12 protein-coding genes and 1 pseudogene are annotated in these 19,131 nt (G+C 71.9%); 6 read left to right on the top strand and 7 right to left on the bottom strand.

The features are described 5' to 3' along the window. Positions 1 to 19: 19 nt before the first annotated feature. From OG252_RS30590 to ftsE, 3 genes are all read right to left on the bottom strand, one after another. Entirely contained in the window at positions 20 to 1,192 is a 1,173-nt protein-coding gene (locus OG252_RS30590; RefSeq protein WP_329340131.1) for a S41 family peptidase, read from the bottom strand. A gap of 67 nt (positions 1,193 to 1,259) precedes the next feature. Continuing rightward, positions 1,260 to 2,180 carry a permease-like cell division protein FtsX gene (gene ftsX, locus OG252_RS30585; RefSeq protein ID WP_307675201.1) on the bottom strand — a complete coding sequence of 307 codons (921 nt, stop codon included), beginning with the start codon at positions 2,178 to 2,180 and terminating at the stop codon, positions 1,260 to 1,262. A gap of 34 nt (positions 2,181 to 2,214) precedes the next feature. Further along, entirely contained in the window at positions 2,215 to 2,904 is a 690-nt protein-coding gene (ftsE, locus tag OG252_RS30580; protein WP_266438802.1) for a cell division ATP-binding protein FtsE, read from the bottom strand. Between the two features lie 224 nt (positions 2,905 to 3,128). Here ftsE and OG252_RS30575 point away from each other — a divergent pair, with 224 nt between their 5' ends. Then, complete coding sequence (locus OG252_RS30575) at positions 3,129 to 3,320, top strand: hypothetical protein (RefSeq protein WP_266438800.1); 192 nt, start codon at positions 3,129 to 3,131, stop codon at positions 3,318 to 3,320. A gap of 115 nt (positions 3,321 to 3,435) precedes the next feature. On the opposite strand, the gene OG252_RS30570 is transcribed toward OG252_RS30575, so the two are convergent. From OG252_RS30570 to OG252_RS30555, 4 genes are all read right to left on the bottom strand, one after another. Then, a complete protein-coding gene (locus OG252_RS30570) occupies positions 3,436 to 4,047 on the bottom strand; it encodes a hypothetical protein (RefSeq protein WP_266438798.1) in 612 nt (203 codons plus the stop codon). 302 nt (positions 4,048 to 4,349) lie between these two features. Next, positions 4,350 to 5,456, bottom strand: a complete 1,107-nt coding sequence (prfB, locus tag OG252_RS30565; protein WP_266438795.1) for a peptide chain release factor 2 — start codon at positions 5,454 to 5,456, stop codon at positions 4,350 to 4,352. Between the two features lie 184 nt (positions 5,457 to 5,640). Further along, entirely contained in the window at positions 5,641 to 6,882 is a 1,242-nt protein-coding gene (locus OG252_RS30560) for a serine/threonine-protein kinase (protein WP_329340124.1), read from the bottom strand. A gap of 153 nt (positions 6,883 to 7,035) precedes the next feature. Next, positions 7,036 to 8,733, bottom strand: coding sequence for a serine/threonine-protein kinase (locus tag OG252_RS30555; RefSeq protein WP_329340123.1), 1,698 nt, complete (start codon positions 8,731 to 8,733; stop codon positions 7,036 to 7,038). Positions 8,734 to 9,172: 439 nt separating this feature from the next. Here OG252_RS30555 and OG252_RS30550 point away from each other — a divergent pair, with 439 nt between their 5' ends. The 5 genes and pseudogenes from OG252_RS30550 to OG252_RS30530 all read left to right on the top strand — a co-directional run. Further along, positions 9,173 to 12,808, top strand: a complete 3,636-nt coding sequence (locus OG252_RS30550) for an FHA domain-containing protein (protein WP_329345222.1) — start codon at positions 9,173 to 9,175, stop codon at positions 12,806 to 12,808. Between the two features lie 271 nt (positions 12,809 to 13,079). Beyond that, positions 13,080 to 14,462 (top strand): ABC transporter substrate-binding protein, encoded by a 1,383-nt coding sequence (locus tag OG252_RS30545; protein WP_266438789.1) that lies wholly within the window; start codon positions 13,080 to 13,082, stop codon positions 14,460 to 14,462. Between the two features lie 4 nt (positions 14,463 to 14,466). Continuing rightward, the gene (locus tag OG252_RS30540) at positions 14,467 to 15,810 is read left to right on the top strand and encodes a carbohydrate ABC transporter permease (RefSeq protein ID WP_329340122.1); all 1,344 of its coding nucleotides are present in this window, start codon (positions 14,467 to 14,469) and stop codon (positions 15,808 to 15,810) included. Continuing rightward, complete coding sequence (locus OG252_RS30535) at positions 15,807 to 16,715, top strand: carbohydrate ABC transporter permease (RefSeq protein ID WP_266438784.1); 909 nt, start codon at positions 15,807 to 15,809, stop codon at positions 16,713 to 16,715. Before OG252_RS30540 ends, OG252_RS30535 begins: the two co-directional genes overlap by 4 nt. Positions 16,716 to 16,866: 151 nt before the next feature. Next, positions 16,867 to 19,104 (top strand): annotated as a pseudogene (locus tag OG252_RS30530) (CDP-glycerol glycerophosphotransferase family protein); the annotation flags it as partial. Positions 19,105 to 19,131: the final 27 nt, after the last annotated feature.

Below are 19,131 nucleotides of genomic sequence, written 5' to 3'. Positions count from 1 at the left end.
GCGGGAAGCCGATTAACGGCTACCGCCCCAGACCGCTCAGTACGGTCTCCGCGCGCTCCAGCACCTGCCGGTCCGCTTCCAGGTCCGGCGTGATCCCGGCGCCGTCCACGCCGCGGCCGGAGGGGGTGCGGTAGTGCCCGACGGTCAGCTCGGCGACGGACCCGTCGGGCAGCCGGCTCGGCATCTGGACCGAGCCCTTGCCGAAGGTCCGGGAGCCCACGACGACCGCGCGGCCCCGGTCCTGCAGGGCACCGGTGAGCAGCTCGGCCGCGCTCATCGTGCCGCCGTCGACCAGCGCGACCAGGGGTCTGGTGGTGTCGCCGCCGGCCTCGGCGTGCAGGGCGCGCTGCTCGCCCTCGACGTCGTAGGTGGCGACGAGACCGCCGTCGAGGAAGGCGGAGGCGGCGGTGACGGCCTCGGCGACCAGGCCGCCGGAGTTGCCGCGCAGGTCGAGGACGATGCCTGCGCCGGCCGGGGCCTGCCGTACGGCGGTGCGGACCCGCTCGCCGACGCCCTTGGTGAAGGCGGCGATCCTGATGACGGTGATGCCGCCGGCCAGTGTGCGTTCGGTCACGTCGTCCGTGGAGAGGCGGGCCCGGCGCAGAGTGACGTTCCACGCGCGCGTGCCGCGTTCCAGGCCGAGGCGGACGGCCGTACCGGCGGCCGCGTCCTTGGCGTCGCCGCGCAGTAAGGAGACGACCTCGGTGACGGGCCGTCCGTCGACCTTGGCGCTGTCGACGCTGCGCAGCCGGTCGCCCTTGTGGATCCCGGCGGCGGCCGCGGGCGATCCGGAGGCCACCCGGGTCACCTCGATACGGCCGTCCCGGTCGCTCCGCGCCCACAGGCCGACGCCGGTGTACCGGCCGTCGAGGGCCTCCTCGAACTCCTCGTACTCGCCCTCGGAGTAGACGGCGCCCCAGCGGTCCCCGCTGCGGCTGACCGCGCGTTCCGCGGCCTCCACGGGGGACTGGCCGTCGGCCATGGCGTCCTCGGCGGCCTTGGCCACGTCCTCGTGGCGGCTCGCCGAGGCGGCCGAGATCGTCGGGTCGGAGGGGGATTTCCGGTCGCGGCCGTCGGCCTCCGGGAAGGATCCGGTCGCGGCGCCGGCGACGAGGACGCTCGTGAAGACCAATGTCAGGGCGGCCCCGCGGCGGATGCGGCGGGGCTGGCAGAACAGGTCTCGGCCTGACATGCGGGTGAGTCTAGGACAACGCGAAGGGCCGCACGGTCGGTTGACCGTACGGCCCTCTTGGCATGCGTCACACCTTCAGGTACTTGCGCAGCGCGAAGAACGCGGCAAGCGCGGGCATCAGCAGACTCGTCGCCAGGATGAGCGGCAGCTTCGTCAGGACGGCGTCCCAGCCGATGAAGTTGATCAGGTTCAGCTTCTCGGACAGGGCGAGGCCGTGGTCGATGAGGAAGTATCTGGCGATCACCAGGAACCCGCACGCGACCGTGCCGCCGATCAGCCCGGCGACCGCGGCCTCCATGATGAACGGCGCCTGGATGTAGAAGCCCGAGGCGCCGACCAGGCGCATGATCCCGGTCTCGCGCCGCCGGCTGAACGCCGAGACGCGCACCGTGTTGACGATCAGCATCAGCGCGACGACCAGCATCAGCGCCATCACCGCGCGCGCGGCCCAGTTCATGCCGTTCAGCAGCCCGAAGAGGTTGTCGAGGATCCCCTTCTGGTCCTGCACCGACTGCACGCCGTCCCGGCCGTCGAAGGCGGTGGCGATGACCTGGTACTTCTCCGGGTCCTTCAGCTTGATCCGGTACGACTCCTGCATCTGGTCCGGCGTGAGGGAGCTGGCCAGCGGGGAGTCGCCGAACTGCTCCTTGTAGTGCTTGTAGGCCGCGTCCTGCGACTCGTAGGTCACCTTCTGCACGACGGACGTCATCTTGTCCAGGTCGGCGAGGATGGCCTTCTTCTGGTCCTCGGTGACCGCGCCCTTGGCGCAGTTCGGGTCGGACTCGGCGTCGCTCTTGTTGCAGAGGAAGACCGAGACGTTGACCTTGTCGTACCAGTAGCCCTTCATGGTGTTGACCTGGTCGCTCATCAGGAGCGACCCGCCGAACAGGGCGAGTGACAGGGCGACGGAGACGATCACCGCGAAGGTCATCGTCAGGTTGCGGCGGAGACCGACACCGATCTCGGACAGTACGAACTGGGCGCGCATGGCGTCTGGTTATGCCTTTCCGTGGACGTGGCGGTCAGTGCTGGTAGCCGTAGACGCCGCGTGCCTGGTCACGGACGAGGCGGCCCTTCTCCAGCTCGATGACGCGCTTGCGCATCTGGTCCACGATGTTCTGGTCGTGCGTCGCCATCACCACGGTCGTCCCGGTCCGGTTGATCCGGTCGAGCAGCTTCATGATGCCGACGGAGGTCTGCGGGTCGAGGTTGCCGGTGGGCTCGTCGGCGATGAGCAGCTTGGGGCGGTTGACGAAGGCGCGCGCGATGGCCACGCGCTGCTGCTCACCACCGGACAGCTCGCCGGGCATCCGGTCCTCCTTGCCGCCGAGCCCGACGAGGTCGAGCACCTGCGGCACGGACTTGCGGATCTCGCCCTTCGACTTGCCGATGACCTCCTGGGCGAAGGCCACGTTCTCGGCGACCGTCTTGTTGGGCAGCAGCCGGAAGTCCTGGAACACGGTCCCCAACTGGCGCCGCATCTGCGGCACCTTCCAGTTGGAGAGGCGCGCGAGGTCCTTGCCCAGAACGTGCACCTGACCGTGGCTGCACCGCTCCTCGCGGAGGACCAGCCGCAGGAAGGTGGACTTTCCGGAGCCCGAGGACCCCACGAGGAACACGAACTCGCCCTTCTCCACTTCCAGGGAGACATCCCTGAGTGCGGGGCGGGTCTGCTTGGGGTAGACCTTGGATACGTTGTCGAATCGGATCACGGATGCACCACGGGTCGCCGGGGGTAGATGAGCGTGACCATACGCGAACCGGGCAGGCGAGCGCAGGCACCGGCTGTGGTTGCGTGACAGATGTGTGTTTTGTGCCTGCCCCGGCCCCATGGGACCCCGCGCTGAATTCCGGGGAACCTGGCACAGTGGAGGGGGGAACGTTCGCGTTCCCTCAGGCGTTGTGTACATGGAACCGGTGCAAGGAGGGCGAGCGCATGACGTACGACCGGCTGGTGTGCGCGAACTGCGCGGCGCCCGTGAGCGAGGGCCGGTGCCATGTGTGCCGTGCGAGCCGCGAGCGGCTGCAGCAGGAGAACCTGTTCGCGGGTCTCAACCCCATGGCACTGATCACATTGCTCGCTGTACTGATCGCGGCGGTCGCCCTCCTGGCGCACCAGACCGCGTAGGACGCGATCCGAGAACGTACGAGGCGTACGGGACGTACGAAGGGCCCGGAGCGGTTACCCGCTCCGGGCCCTTCACCGTACGGCCTGCGTACGGTCGGTAAGCAGACGGCCACCGTCAGGCGGCCGCGCCACCCCGGCCGCCCATGAGGCGCGGCAGGATGCGGAAGCCGACGCCGCCCGCGATCATCGTGGCGGCACCGATCACCAGGAAGGTGGTCTGAGCGGCACCGGTGTCGGCGAGCTCCTCACCGCTGCCCTGGGCCGACGTGTCGGCCGGGGTGTCCGTGCCGGTGTCGGTGAGGGACGAGGAGCCCTCCTCCTGGGCGGAGTCGCCGGAACCGCCGTCGGGGTCGGTGTTGCTGTTGCCCCCGCCGTTTCCGTTGCCGTTTCCATTGCCGTTCCCGTTGCCGTTTCCGTTCCCGTTGCCCGGGCCGGTCGGGTCCTCGGTGGGCTCGGTGGGCTCGCCCGTGGGCTCCTCGGGCTCGTCGGGCTCGGTGGGCTCGGCCGTCGGCACCTCCGTGGAAGGAGCCCCCGTCGGCAGCTCCGTCGGGACCGGCGGCGTCGGAGTCGGCGTCGGAGTCGGCGTCTCCTCGGCGCACAGGACACCGAGGATGCAGTCCTCGGACTCCGCGGCGGATGCGGCACCGGCTGCGGTCAGCGAGGCGCCGGCGGCAATCACGGCACCGGCGGCGACCCGCGCGATCCGGATGCGCGTCTTCTTGGTCATCTGGTTGCTACCCCCAGTAGCTCATCGTCAATGAGGCGGCGCCCGGGGCCGTGATCAACGGAGGAGGTAGCTGCACGAATGCCCCCCGGTTCACATGCGCCCCAGAGATACGCATGCCGCGCGTTACCCTTCCCATTTTTCAAAGCAACGTCAAGGCCGTTGCGCGCGCAATGTCCAACTAAGCGATCTTTGCCGGACAATGAAGCGTGTGAGTGTGATGTAAAACCCAGACATCAAGCACTCATTCGGTCACGCAAAAGGCAACTGCCGCCAGCCGGGCGACAGTTGCCTTGTCGACAAACTTACTTCTCCTGCTGCTTGCGCCAGCGAATTCCGGCCTCCAGGAACCCGTCGATCTCACCGTTGAACACGGCCTCCGGGTTTCCGACCTCGTAATCGGTGCGCAGGTCCTTGACCATCTGGTACGGGTGCAGCACGTACGAACGCATCTGGTTGCCCCAGGAGTTGCCGCCGTCGCCCTTGAGGGCGTTCATCTTGGCCTGCTCCTCCTGGCGGCGCCGCTCGAGGAGCTTGGCCTGGAGCACGTTCATCGCGGTCGCCTTGTTCTGGATCTGCGACCGCTCGTTCTGACAGGACACCACGATGCCGGTGGGGAGGTGGGTGAGCCGCACCGCGGAGTCGGTGGTGTTGACGCCCTGGCCGCCCGGCCCGGACGACCGGTACACGTCCACCCGCAGCTCGGACTCGTCGATCTCGATGTGGTCGGTCTGCTCGACCACGGGCAGGATCTCGACACCCGCGAAGGAGGTCTGGCGCCGCCCCTGGTTGTCGAAGGGCGAGATGCGCACGAGCCGGTGGGTGCCCTGCTCGACGGAGAGGGTGCCGTAGGCGTACGGAATCTGCACGGCGAAGGTGGTCGACTTGATGCCGGCCTCTTCGGCGTACGACGTCTCGTAGACCTCGGTCTTGTAGCCGTGCTGCTCCGCCCAGCGCAGGTACATCCGCTGGAGCTTCTCGGCGAAGTCTGCGGCGTCGACGCCACCGGCCTCGGCGCGGATGTTGACGAGCGCCTCGCGCGCGTCGTACTCACCGCTGAGGAGCGTGCGGACCTCCATCTCGTCCAGCGCCTTCCTGACGGCGACGAGCTCGGCCTCGGCCTCGGCCTTGGTGTCCGGGTCGTCCTCCTCCTCGGCCATCTCGAACAGCACGGAGAGATCGTCGATCCGCCCGCGCAGCGTCTCGGCCTTCCTGACCTCGGCCTGGAGGTGGGAGAGCTTGCTGGTGACCTTCTGCGCCTCGTCCGGGTTGTCCCACAGGGACGGCGCGGCCGCCTGCTCCTCGAGCACGGCGATTTCCGCCCTCAGCCTGTCGAGGTCCAGAACGGCCTCGATCGACTCCATGGTCGAGGAGAGGGACTTGAGCTCTTCGGATACATCGACGACTGCCACGCCTCCAGCCTAACGGCTCCGCCAAGCGGGGGGCGCCGGTGCGGGCGCGGGCTGGGGGTTCCGCCCCCGGACTCTGTTCTTGGGCGACTTCTTGTCCCACCGAGACGGGTGGTGGATGGGCATAGGCCGGGGGTCCAGGGGGCGGAGCCCCCTGGTGGGGTTGAAGGGGCGAAGCCCCTGGCGGTCACGGTGTCGCCGGTGACGAGTTCTTCGTGTCCTGGGGCGTGCCGGGGTCGTCACCGGACGTGGCCGCCCAGGTGCCGACGCCGGCCGCGGCGACCAGGAGCACCGCGGCCGCGCCCAGTACGACACGCCGGCGGCGCGTGGCCGCACGGTGCCGGGCGGAACCGGGGCGGGGAGCGCCGGCGGCCCGGGGCGCACGGGCGGTACCCCTCGCACCCCCGGCCAGCTCGTCCGGCGCCGGCACCCTCATCGACGTATGCGTGTCCCGGTTGGAGTCGGCCGGCTTCGCGCCCGGTACCAGCGGCACCGCACCCCGCCGCCGTACCGGCGCCGAGGACACCGGCTCGTCCTGAGGCTGGCCCTCGTCCGCGTCCTCCTCGGACTCGGTGTCCGGCTCGTCCACGTCCAGCGGCGGCATGCCCGCCAGCATCGGCAGCAGCTCCCGCAGCCGCCCGCCCAGCTCGGAGGCGCGCAGCCGGGAGGCCGGTGCCTTGGCCAGACACTGCACCATCAGCTGCCAGAGCTCGTCCGGGATGCCGGGGAGCGGGACGACCGTCTCCGTCACGTGACGGCGCAGCACCGCACCGGGATGTCCGCCGCCGAACGGGGTGAAGCCCGCCAGGAGCTCGTACAGGACCGTCGCCAGGGCGTAGATGTCCACCGAAGCCCGGGGCGGCAGGCCCTCCACGATCTCCGGTGCCAGGTAGTCCGGGGTGCCGATGATCTTCGTGGCCCGGGTCCGCCGCGGTGAGTCGATCAGCTTGGCCACGCCGAAGTCGGTCAGCAGCGCCGGATGGGAGCCGCCGGGGCCCAGCGGGCCCTGCATGTCCAGGAGCACGTTCTCCGGCTTGACGTCACGGTGGACGACCCCGGCCGCGTGCGCCGCCGCCAGCCCGTCGGCGATGTCCGCGACGATCGCGACGGCCGCCTCGGGCGCGAGCCGCTTCTCCCGGTCGAGCCGGGTGCGCAGGTCGGTGCCCCGGACGAGGTCCATGACCAGCGCGAGGTCGTTGCCGTCGACGACCAGGTCGCGCACGGAGACCACGTTCGGGTGATCCAGGCCGAGCAGGGCCGTGCGCTCCTGCACGAAGCGTCCGACGAGCTCCTGGTCGGACGCGAGGTCCTCGCGCAGCAGCTTGACGGCGACGGGTCCCTCGGGCCCCTCGCCCAGCCACACCGTGCCGGCGCTGCCCCGCCCCAGGATCTGGTGGGCGGTGTACCGGCTGCCGATCTTCCGTGCCAAGGCTGCTCCTACTGACGCGTGTTGCCGACAAAGCTACGCGCCGCAAGAGCCAACCTTCACCGCGGAGACGGAAATCACCCGCTGGGTGTCGACAAATCCCCAGAGTCGCCCGGATCTCAGGTATCTCAGAGGATCTCAGGGCTCTCGGGGCCGCTACTGGCCGGAGGAGTTCCCGCTCAGGTCACCGATCCACCCGGACACCGTGTCGAACATGTCGCCGATCTGCTGCCAGTAGCTCTTGCCCGTGCCGATCCACTCCTGCAACGGGCTCAGCTCCCAGACCAGCCAGCCCGCGACGAACAGGATGACGATCGTGAACAGGCAGCCCTTGAGGCAGCCGAGCCCGGGGATCTTCATCGGGTTGGCGCTGCGCTGCCGCGGCTCGCGCGGTTCGCGGGCGGGCCGCCGCGGCTCCGGCTGCGGGGGCGGCGCGTACCGCTGCGGCTGCGGTTGCTGACGGGGCTGGGGCTGCTGCTGCGGGGCGTACTGCTGCGGCTGTTGCTGCTGCGGATGGCCGTAACCACCGGGCTGCGGCCGCTGCGCGGGCCGCTGCTGCTGGGGTCGCGGCTGCTGGTCCGGCCGGGCGACCTGCCGCTGGGGGCGGCGGCGCAGCGGGTCCTGGCTGGGGTCGAGGTACTGGACCTGCGTCTGTTCGTTGCGGTCGCGGGCGGCCCGCAGCTGGTTCTGCCAGGGGTGCGGGTCCTCGGGCTGACCGGGCTGACCGGGCTGACCCGGCTGCTGCCCCTGCTGTCCGCCCGGCTGGTGCTGCGGCACCGGCGGCATGACGGCGGTCGGGTCGGCGGCACCGAAAGCTCCCCCGCCGGGGGCGCCGGTCTGGGGCATGACGCTGGTCGCGGCGTTCGGGTCGTACGCGCCCGCGCCGTGCGGCAGCACCTGGGTCGGGTCGGCGGCGCCGGGCATGCCCGGGACGGCCGCCGGGGCCGGGTCGGGTGCCAGCAGCGCGCCGACCGATTCCGCGGCGGCGATCTGCGCGGAGTTCGCGTGCACGCCGACGCCCGCGGCGACGGTGCGCAGGGCGCGCGCGAGGTTCTCGGCGCTGGGGCGCTGGTCGGGGTTCTTGCGCAGGCAGCGCTCTATGACCGTCCAGAGCGGGTCGGGGACCGTGGACGGGCGGCGCGGCTCGGCGCTGAGGTGCTGGTGGAGGACTTCGAGGGCCGAGCCGCCGCCGAACGGGGGGCGGCCGGTGACGAGCTCGTACATCAGGATGCCGGCGCCGTAGATGTCGACGGCGGAGGTCTGCGGGCGGCCCTCGGCGGACTCGGGCGCGACGTACGCGGGCGTGCCGACGAACTCGTGCGTGCGGGTCAGGCCGGGCGAGTCCGCGAGGCGCGCGATGCCGAAGTCGGTCAGCATCGGGTGCATCTGGCCGCCGTTCTGCTTGAGCAGGACGTTCGCCGGCTTCAGGTCGCGGTGGACGACGCCGTCGGCATGGCTGGCGGCGAGCGCGTCGGCGATCTGCGCGGTGAGCAGGGCGGCGCCGACGGGCGAGAAGGGGCCGTTCTCGCGCAGGTAGCGGTGCAGGTCGGGGCCCTCGACGAGGTCCATGACCAGGGCGAGCAGATCGCCCTCGACCACCAGGTCGCGCACCCGCACGATGTTCGGGTGGGTCAGCCGGAGCAGGACGGAGCGCTCCCGCAGGAACCGCATCACGATGTCGGGGTCGCTCGCGAGCTCCTCCTTGAGGACCTTGATCGCGACGGTCTCGCCGGGCTGGCCCTGCACGGCCGCCTCGGCGCCCGCGGTCTCGCGCTGGCGGGCTCGCCAGACGGTCCCCGTGGCGCCGCGTCCGAGCGGCTCCTCGAGGAAGTACTTGCTGCCTACCGGCCGCACGTCATGCGCTCCCTGTTGCTGGCTTGCCTGCTTGCTTACCTGACCCCTGCACCGGGTGTCCGGCGTGCTATGGGTGTTCCGACCCACTGTAGTGCCGCTGTCCGGAACGCCGCTGTGTCGTCTTTCTGTGCGTCTTACGTACCGGTTCCCGTCCGTGTTCGAAGGAAAGACGCTCGACTCGATCCCGTTGGTTGCCACAGCCGCGCGTGAGCGATCTCAAGTGATCACGAGTCGGGCACTGGTCAGGCACTTTTGCGGGCAGAGCCGACCAATCAAGATCATTTGATGATGGGTGGCGGGCGCGTTGTCAGTGGCAGGTGCGAGGATGCCTCCTGTACTGGCCGACGTGCTCGTGGTGGGGGAAGTCCGTGGCGTGGGACCGCCGTTCCGGCTTCGTCCTCGTCCCCGGGTGCCCGCGCAGAAGGGACCGCTGACGGCGATGCAGATCCGGCTGACCGTCGTAGACCCGCTGGGGCCGCCCGAGCGGCCCCAGGGCCGCGCCGCGAGCTGTGACGTGCTGGTCACCGCGCCCGCGGGCACCGCCCTGGCCGCGGTGGCGTCGGCGCTCGCCTCGGCGGTCCCCGCGGACGCGGGCGCCCCGCCGGAGCGGAGCCGGGAGGCCGGCGGCGGCCCGGTCGTGCTGTACGCCGGTGCGGAGCGGCTCGACGCCCAGCGCTGCACCCTGGGCGAGCCCCCGCTGATCGACGGCGCCGTGCTGTCCCTGGGCGCCCCCGGCGAACCGGAGCCCCACCCCGAGCTGGACGACGCGCCGACCCAGCTCCACGTGATCGCCGGCCCGGACGCGGGCGGGGTCCATCTGCTGCACGGCGGCCAGATCCACATCGGCCGCTCCGCCGACGCCGACGTCCCGCTCGACGACCCCGACGTCTCCCGCCTGCACTGCGCGGTGACGGTCGGCCCCGACGGCCGCGTCTCGGTCGCCGACCTCGACTCCACGAACGGCACCTCGCTGGACGGCGCGCGCGTGGGCACCCGCCCGGTCCGCTTCACGCCGGGCGCGCTGCTCAGGATCGGCGAGTCGGCCCTGCGGCTGGCCCCGGCGGGCGGCCCGGGGGCACGCGTGCGGACGACTCCCGACGGGGAGGGGCAGGTGCGGGTACCCACCGGGGACGCGGCGCCGCCCCAGGCTCCCGCGCCCGGCGGCGGGCCCAGCCCGTCCGGCTCCTCGAGCCCCTCCAGCTCCTCCGGTCCCTCCGACAGGACGCATCACGCGTACGGCTCGGCGGGCTGGGGCGCCTCGACCGGCACCCCGGACGCGCAGGGCCACGCCCCCGTCGAACCACCCCTCGTCGTACCGGGCCAGGGCGGGGCGCCGCACATCGAGACCAACGGGGCTCGGCCGTACGGCCGGACGAGCGCCGTACCTCGGGACGGCTCGGGCTCCGGCTCGGGCTCCGGCTCGGGTTCCCGCTCAGGCGGCAGCGGCGCGACCCACGCCGGGCGGTTCGGCGTCGCCGCGGCGGGCGGCGCCTCGGTCCCCGGGCCCGGAGACCTGGGGCAGACGCGCGAAGGCCCGGCCGATGCGAGCAGGCCCGGCGCCGCGGACGACGACACCGATCCCGCCACCGCCCACGACACCGACACCGGCCGCCGCAAAGGAACCCCCCTCCGCGGCACCGACGTACCGCCCGGCCTGCGCAAACGCGGCGGGCTCTCGGCGTGGGCGCGTCGCCTGACCGGCGGGCGCGGCGAGCAGGAGACGGCCGGGGACCCGACCTACGACGAAACCGGCGGCACCGCCTCCCCGGCATCGCAGCCGGCACCTCCGGCCCCGCCGTCCCAGGCCCCCGAGGCCTGGCCTGACCCGGCGGCGCTGCTGCTGACGGCGCTGGGCCCCGGGCCCCGGCTGTGGGAGCGCGGCCCGGGCCACCCGGAGGCGCTCACGGTGCGGCTCGGCACGGCGGACCGTGCGGCGCCCGACGGCTCGGGGCTGCTGCCCGTCGTTCCGGTGACCGCCGATCTGCGCGAGGCCGGGGCGCTGGGGCTGGCCGGACCGCGCGAGCGGCTCGCCGGGCTGGCCCGCGCGGTCGTCGCCCAGCTCGCCGCGCTGCACTCCCCCGATGCCCTGGAAATCGTCCTGATCAGCGCCGACCGCTCCCGGCCCGCGGCGGAGCGCACCGCCGAGTGGTCCTGGCTCGGCTGGCTCCCGCATCTGCGCCCGGGGCACGGCCAGGACTGCCGCCTGCTGCTCGCCTACGACCGCGAACAGGCCACGGCCCGCACCGACGAACTCCTCCGCCGCCTGGAGGACCACCTGGCCGATGCCTCGGTCCCCGCCGCCCGGCGGACGGCCCCGTCGTACGGCACGGACACGAGTGCCCCCGGCGACCGCCCGCCCCGAGGTGCGAACCACCGCCCTGCCTGGGCCCGGGACGACGACGCGGTGGACGACGGGGAAAGGAGCGGTTTCCCCGGCCCGTACACGGTGGTCGTCGTGGACGGCGATCCCGGGGGCGCCGCCGTGCGCGAGGCGGTGGCGCGGCTGGCGCTGGACGGCCCGCGGGCCGGCATCCATGTGGTGTGCCTCGCCGAGACGGCACCCGCGTCGCCCGCGTCGCCGGTGACGGAGACGTACGAGGCGGCCTGCGCGGCGGCACCCGCTTTCCGTGAGTGCGGTGCCGTGGCGCTGCTCAGCGGCGACGTGGCGACGGCACTGCGGCTGATGCGGGTGGCACGGGCGGGTGCGGGTACGGACGGTTCAGCGACGCCCGCCACGCGCGCCACGCCCACCTCCCCGAGCACCCCCACCACCCCCGTCGGCCCGGTGGGCCACGGCACCGTCGCCGCCGTGGACGCCGTCTCGCTCGCCTGGGCCGAGCGGTTCGCGCGGGCGCTGGCGCCGTTGCGGGCGGAGGGCATCGCCGGTGAGCGGCACGCGCGCGTGTCGGCGCCGCTGCCCCAGGCGGCCAGGCTGCTGGACGAGCTGGGGCTGGCCCGGGCCACCCCGGCGTCGCTGATGGCCCGCTGGGCGGACGCGGCCGACGACACGGAGTCGCTCGGCGGGCGGGCCTGGGCCGTGCTCGGCGCCGGACCGCGCGGCCCGGTCTGCGCGGACCTCGCGCTGGACGGCCCGCACCTGTTGATCGAGGGACCGGCGGGCAGCGGCCGTACGGAACTGCTGCGGGCGATCGTCGCCTCGCTGGCCGCCGCCGAGCGTCCCGACCGGCTGAGCGTGGTGCTGATCGACGGCCGGGACAGCGTGGGCACGGACGGCGGCGGACACGGCGAGGGCCTGCGCGTCTGTACGGACGTACCGCATGTCACCACCCACCTCACCGCCAACGACCCCGTGCGGATGCGGGAGTTCGCCCAGTCCCTGAGCGCCGAGCTGAAGCGGCGCGCGGAGCTGCTCGGGCGGTCCGACTTCACCGAGTGGCACACCGGGCGCGAGGTGTCGGGCCGCATAGTCGCCCAGCGCACGCCCCCGGCCCGCGGCGTGTCCGGCGGCACCGCGGAACACACCGGAGACCTGGACACCCCGTCCAGCTCCACCATCCGGCTGCGCCCGGCGGCCGCCCGACGGCAGGCGGAGGCGGCGCCGCCGCTGCCCCGCCTCGTCGTGATCGTGGACGACCTGGACGCTCTGGTCTGCCCCGCGCTGGGCTCGCCGGGCAGACCCGCGGCGGGTTCGGTGATACGCGCGCTGGAGGCCGTGGCCCGCGAGGGCGAGCGCCTCGGCGTTCACCTGGTGGCCGCGTCCGGCGTCGGCGGCCGTACGGCCCAGTCGGACCCGGCACGGCTGGCCACCCTCCGCGTCACGCTGGACACCCCGGCCTTCGGCCCCGACGAACCGGCCCCCGGCCGCGGCCGCCTGGCCTGGGCGGACGGGCGGGTCACGCCGTTCCAGGGGGGCCGGGTGACGGGACGGATCCCGCGTACGGCGACCTTGCGGCCGACTGTCCTGCCCCTGGAATGGGAGCGGATGGGCGATCCCCCGACCCGACGCCCGGTGCGCGAGCTGGGCAACGGCCCGACGGACCTGGCCCTGCTGGCCAGCGCGCTGGAGCGGGCGGCGCGCGAGGTCGCGGCGACCGAGGTGCCGTCACTCCTGTAGCGCCGGTTCGGCAGCGCCGGCCTGCACGGTCCCGCACAAATTCTGCCCGTCCGGCGCTTGAGGACGAGGCCGTTCACGCCGATAGCGGGGATCTGGGGGCGCCGGCCCCCAGCGGACGCGAGCCACCACCCGCCCGTACCTGGTCACGAGGGGGTCACGATCCCCGGCTTGACACGCGACGCGCTCTTGCCGCCCCCAACCCCCCGGGCGTAGACCAGATCGCACGGGACAGCGCTCGAACGTTCGACGAGGCACGAAGAACGGGGCAGTGATGCGCAGCACGAGCAGTACATATGGGAAAAACAGGGCCGTACACACCGCGGCCGCTCTCCTGGCGGGAGCCCTCGCGCTCTCGCTGACGGCGTGCGGCGGCGATGACGACAACAACAGCGGTGGCGGCAGCCAGGCGACCGCCACGGAGACCGGCACCACCGTCACCCTCCCCAAGCTGGACGGCAAGAGCCTGGAGGTCGCCGCGGTCTGGACCGGCACCGAGCAGGCGAACTTCAAGAAGGTTCTCGCGGAGTTCGAGAAGCGGACGGGCGCGAAGGTGACCTTCGTGCCCGCGCAGGACCCGATCGTCAACTTCCTCGGTTCGAAGATCGCGGGCGGCCAGCCGCCGGACATCGCGATGCTCCCGCAGCCGGGCGCCATCAAGCAGGCCGTGGACAAGAAGTGGGCCAAGCCCCTCGGCGCCGAGGCCCTGAAGGAACTGCAGGAGAACTACTCCCAGGGCTGGCAGGACATCGGCAAGGTCGACGGCAAGCAGTACGGCGTCTACTACAAGGCCGCCAACAAGTCGCTGATCTGGTACAACGCCCAGGTCTTCGAGAACGCGGGGGCCACCGAGCCCAAGACCTGGGACGAGCTCCTCACCACCGCGCAGACGGTCTACGACTCCGGCGTCACACCGTTCTCGGTCGGTGGCGCGGACGGCTGGACCCTGACCGACTGGTTCGAGAACGTCTATCTCTCCCAGGCGGGCCCGGAGAAGTACGACCAGCTCGCCAAGCACGAGATCAAGTGGACGGACCCGTCCGTGAAGGACGCGCTGACCACGCTGGCGCAGGTCTGGGGCAAGAAGGACTATGTCGCGGGCGGCGCGACCGGCGCACTGCAGACGGACTTCCCGGCCTCGGTGACGCAGGTCTTCACCGGCGGCGACCAGCCCAAGGCGGGCATGGTCTACGAGGGCGACTTCTCGCAGGTCAACATCGTCCAGGCCGGTGCGAAGGTCGGCACGGACGCGAAGGTGTTCCCGTTCCCGGCCGTGGGTGACACCGCGCCGGTGGTCTCCGGCGGTGACGCGGCGGTGATCCTGAAGGACTCCGAGGCGGCGCAGGCGCTGGCCACCTTCCTCGCGTCCCCGGACGCGGCGACCGTCCAGGCGAAGCTCGGCGGCTACCTCTCGCCGAACAAGAACGTGGCGGACTCGGCGTATCCGAACGCGGTGCAGCAGAGGATGGCCAAGGCGCTGATCGCGGCCGGTGACGACTTCCGCTTCGACATGTCCGACCAGGCCCCGCAGGCCTTCGGCGGCACGCCCGGCAAGGGCGAGTGGAAGGCGCTGCAGGACTTCCTGAAGAACCCGAAGGACATCGCCGGCACCCAGCAGAAACTGGAGGCCGACGCGGCGGCGGCCTACGGCGGCTGACGCGATGGCATCTGCCAATGCGGCAGGGGGCGCTCCGCCCCCTGCCGCTCCCAAGTCGCGCAAGAGCGTGACCGGCACCCGCAAGAGCGTGGCTGCGCTGTTCCTGCTGCCCGCTCTCGTGCTGCTGGGCGCGCTCGTGGTCTACCCGATCGGGTACTCGCTCGTCCGCAGCTTCTACGACCAGTCCGGCAACGGCTTCGCCGGATTCGACAACTACGAGGCCCTCTTCACCGACGAAGGCATCCGCACCGCCCTGAAGAACAACGTCATCTGGGTGGTGTTCGCCCCCACGATCGCCACCGCGCTCGGTCTGATCTTCGCGGTGCTGACGGAACGGGTGAGCTGGGGCACGGCGTTCAAGCTCGTCGTCTTCATGCCGATGGCGATCTCGATGCTGGCGGCGGGCATCATCTTCCGGCTGGTCTACGACCAGGACCCGGACAAGGGCGTGGCGAACGCGGTGTGGGTGGGTGTCCACGACACGTTCGCGGAGGCGTCCGCGTTCCCGAAGGCGCACCCGGGCCGCGATTCGCCGCTCGTGGCCCAAGGGGGGAGTTTCATCACCAAGGCGACGGTCAGCACCGGCGACACCGTCACCCTGCCCCTCGTCGGCGTCGCCCCCGAGCAGATGCCCGGTGACGCGGAGCGGGCCGTACCGCCGCAGGCCGAGCCGGGGAAGATCACCGGCACGACCTGGCAGGACTTCACCCGCGGCAAGGGCGTGGGCACGCTCGGCGCGCCGGACGCGTCCGAGGTCGGCTACCCCGGCATGAAGATCGAGGCGGTCAAGGACGGCAAGGTGGTGGAGTCCACGAAGGCCGCCGACGACGGCACGTTCACCCTGTCCGAGAAGGCCGACGGGGCCCAGCTCCGGCTCCCGGCGAGCAACTTCAAGGAGCCGTACGCCGGCCTGGACTGGCTCGGCCCGTCTCTGGTCACGCCCGCGATCATCGGGTCGTACATCTGGATGTGGGCGGGTTTCGCGATGGTGCTGATCGCGGCCGGGCTGGCCGGGATGCCCCGTGAACTGCTGGAGGCGGCCCGGGTGGACGGGGCCAACGAGTGGCAGGTGTTCCGCAGGGTCACGGTGCCGCTGCTCGCGCCCGTCCTCGCGGTCGTCGCCGTCACCCTGATGATCAACGTGCTGAAGATCTTCGACCTGGTCTTCATCATCGCGCCGGGCTCCTCGCAGGACGACGCGAACGTCCTCGCGCTGGAGCTGTACCGCAAGGGCTTCTCCGAGGACCAGCCGGGCATCGCCAGCGCCATCTCGGTGTTCCTGCTCCTCCTCGTCATCCCGGTGATGTGGTTCAACATCCGCAGGCTCAGGCGGGAGGTGCGGCGATGACCATACATGCGGACAGGGTCGGCAAAACGGAGCCGGTCGAGAGCGTGAAGGCCAAACGGTCCCTCGGCGCACGCCTCGCGGAGGGCGTCGGCGGCGGTCTGATGCGCGTGTTCCTCATCATCGTCGGCCTGTTCTGGCTGGTGCCGACGATCGGGCTGTTGATCTCCTCGCTGCGCCCGCCGGAGGAGATGACCGCCAGCGGCTGGTGGAACGTCTTCGCCGAGCCGTCCCAACTCACCTTCGAGAGCTACGAAAAGCTCCTGCAGAACAGCGACATCACCAACTCGCTCGTCAACACGGTGCTGATCACGGTCCCGGCGACGGCCCTGGTCGTCGTCATCGGCGCGCTCGCGGGCTACGCGTTCGCATGGATGGAGTTCCCGGGCCGCGACTGGTGGTTCCTGGGCGTGGTCGGCCTGTTGGTCGTGCCCGTTCAGGTGGCGCTGATCCCGATCGCCGAACTCTTCGGCAAGCTCGGCCTGTTCGGCTCGATCTTCGGCGTGGTCCTCTTCCACACGGGCTTCGGTCTGCCCTTCGCGGTGTTCCTGCTGCGGAACTTCTTCGCGGAGATCCCCCGGGAACTGCTGGAGGCGGCCCGGCTCGACGGGGCGGGTGAACTGCGCCTGTTCGTGCGGGTCGTGATGCCACTGGGCGCGCCGGCGATCGCGAGCCTGGCCATCTTCCAGTTCCTGTGGGTGTGGAACGACATGCTGATCGCGCTGGTGTTCTCCGACTCCGGCAGCCAGCCGATCACGGTCGCGCTGCAGACGCAGGTACGCCAGTTCGGCAACAACATCGACGTCCTGGCGCCCGGCGCGTTCATCTCCATGGTGATCCCACTCGCCGTGTTCTTCCTGTTCCAGCGACAGTTCGTGTCCGGCGTGATGGCGGGCGCGGTCAAGTAGCCGCCAGGAACACCCACTTGAGGGGGTGGACCACACCGGTCCGCCCCCTTTGTCCGTCCACGGTCCCCCGAATGCCGTAACGCTTCGTAACCAGAACACGCCCTCGGCCGTTCCCGGGCAGAACGCCCGCGACGACCCTTGGATGTCCCCCTTGCCCAGGTTCAGTGTCATCGTCCCCGCGTACAAGGTTCAGGCGTACCTCAACGAATGCCTGGATTCGGTGCTCTCCCAGTCGAATCCGGATCTGGAACTGATCGTGGTCGACGACGGCTCGCCGGACGCCTGCGGCGCGATCATCGACGAAGCCGCGGCCCGCGACCCGCGCGTACGCCCCGTACACCTGCCCCGCAACGAGGGCCTCGGGCCCGCCCGCAACGCCGGTCTGCGCACGGCGACCGGCGACTACCTGCTCTTCCTGGACGGCGACGACACCCTCACCCCGCACGCGCTGCGCGCGATCGCCGACCGCCTGAAGGAGACCGGCGAGCCGGACATCCTGGTCCACGACTACGCGCGCACCGACTGGTCGGGCCGTACCGTCCGCAACCAGGCGGCGATCCAGCTCACCGAACGCGGCCCGGCGTCCTTCGTCCTGGAGGACCGCCCGGGCCTGCTCAAGCTTCTGACGGTGGTGTGGAACAAGACGTACCGCCGGGAGTTCGTCGAGCGTGAGGGGCTCACCTTCCCGACCGGCTACTACGAGGACGTCCCGTGGACGTACCCGGCGCTCATGGCCGCCGAGTCGATCGCCACCCTCGACCGGGTCTGCGTCCACTACCGGCAGCGCCGCCGGGGCAGCATCACCCGCACCACCAGCCGCCGCCACTTCGACCTCTTCGAGCAGTACGACCGGGTCTTCACGTACATCGAGCAGCGCCCCGAACTGGCGTGCTGGCGGCCGGTGTTGTTCCGCCGCATGGTCAACCACCTGACGACCGTCTTCGCCCACCGCGAGCGGCTGCCGCGCGATGCGCGGGCCGACTTCCTGCGCCAGGCACGCGCCCTCTGCCGCCGTCACCACACCCCCGGCCACCCGGTCCCGCTGCGCTCCCGGCTGCGGCACACCCTCGTCCAGCTGGGCCTGCGCCGCACGTTCCACACCCTGCAACGGGCGTCGGCCCTGCGCCGCCGCACGGTCAAGTCCCTGACCCGCCTGCTGAAGTCCATGGGCACCGCGGCCCTCCGGCTCCACTACCGCGTCCAGCGCCGCCTCCCGCTGCGCGCCGACCGCGCCCTCTTCGCCGCGTACGGCGGCCGCGGCCACGGCTGCAACCCGGGCGCCCTGGAGACCGCGTTCCGCACCCACGCCCCGCACATCCGCACGACATGGGTCGCGCGCCGCGAGCACCACCACACGATCCCGGTCGCCACCCGCCGCGTCCGGCCCGGCACGGTCGCCTACTGGACGGCGCTGGCCCGCTCCAAGTACCTGGTCAGTAACGTCGACTTCGACCGCCGCCTGGTCAGGCGTCCCGGCCAGATCCTGCTCCAGACGCAGCACGGCACCCCGCTCAAGCACATGGGCCTGGACCTCCAGGAGCGCCCGGCGGCCGCCCGCGACACGGACTTCGCCGAGCTCCTGCGGGGCGTCGACACCTGGGACCACGTCCTGTCCGCCAACCGCCACTCCACCCTGACCTGGGAGCGCGTCTTCCCCGGCCGCTACCGCACGCTCGAGTACGGCCAGCCCCGCAACGACGTCTTCCAGCAGGCGACCTCGGCGGACGTGTCCCGGCTGCGCGAGACCCTCGGCGTCCCCGAGGGCACGGTCGCGATCCTGTACGCGCCCACCCACCGCGACCACCGCCGCAGCCAGCACCAGCCCCTCGACCTGGAACGGCTCCTGCGCGCCCTCGGCCCCCGCTACGTCGTCCTGGCCCGCGCCCACCACGCCTACGGCGAGCCCCTCACCGCCGGATCGGACCGGGTCATCGACGTCACCGACCACCCGAGCGTCGAGCAGCTGTGCCTCGCCTCGGACGCCCTGGTCACCGACTATTCCTCGATCATGTTCGACTACGCCAACCTCGACCGCCCGATCGTGCTCCTCGCCGACGACCGGGAGGCGTACGAGGCGGCCCGTGGCACCTACTTCGACCTGCGCTCCTTCCCGCCGGGCGCGGTCGCGCGCAGTGAGGACGAGCTGATCGACATCTTCGCCACCGGCCACTGGCGCGGCTCGCGCTCCGCCCAGCTGCGCTCCGCGTTCCGCGAGCGGTTCTGCCCGTACGACGACGGGCGCGCCGCCGAGCGGGTCGTACGCCATGTGGTGCTGGGCGAGACGGACCTCCCGCCGGTCGTGCCGCTCGCCGAGCGCCACACGGTGCCGTCCGCGGCGGCGGCCCTCGGCCGCTTTCCACTGGCGGGCGTGCCGCAGCCGGCCGGTCCGCGGGACGGCGGGTCGCTGGACGGCGGG

Source organism: Streptomyces sp. NBC_01352 (assembly GCF_036237295.1).
Classification (GTDB): Bacteria; Actinomycetota; Actinomycetes; order Streptomycetales; family Streptomycetaceae; genus Streptomyces; species Streptomyces plumbiresistens.
The sequence above is the reverse complement of the archived record's forward strand: the minus strand, read 5'-3'. Positions and strand labels throughout refer to the sequence as shown.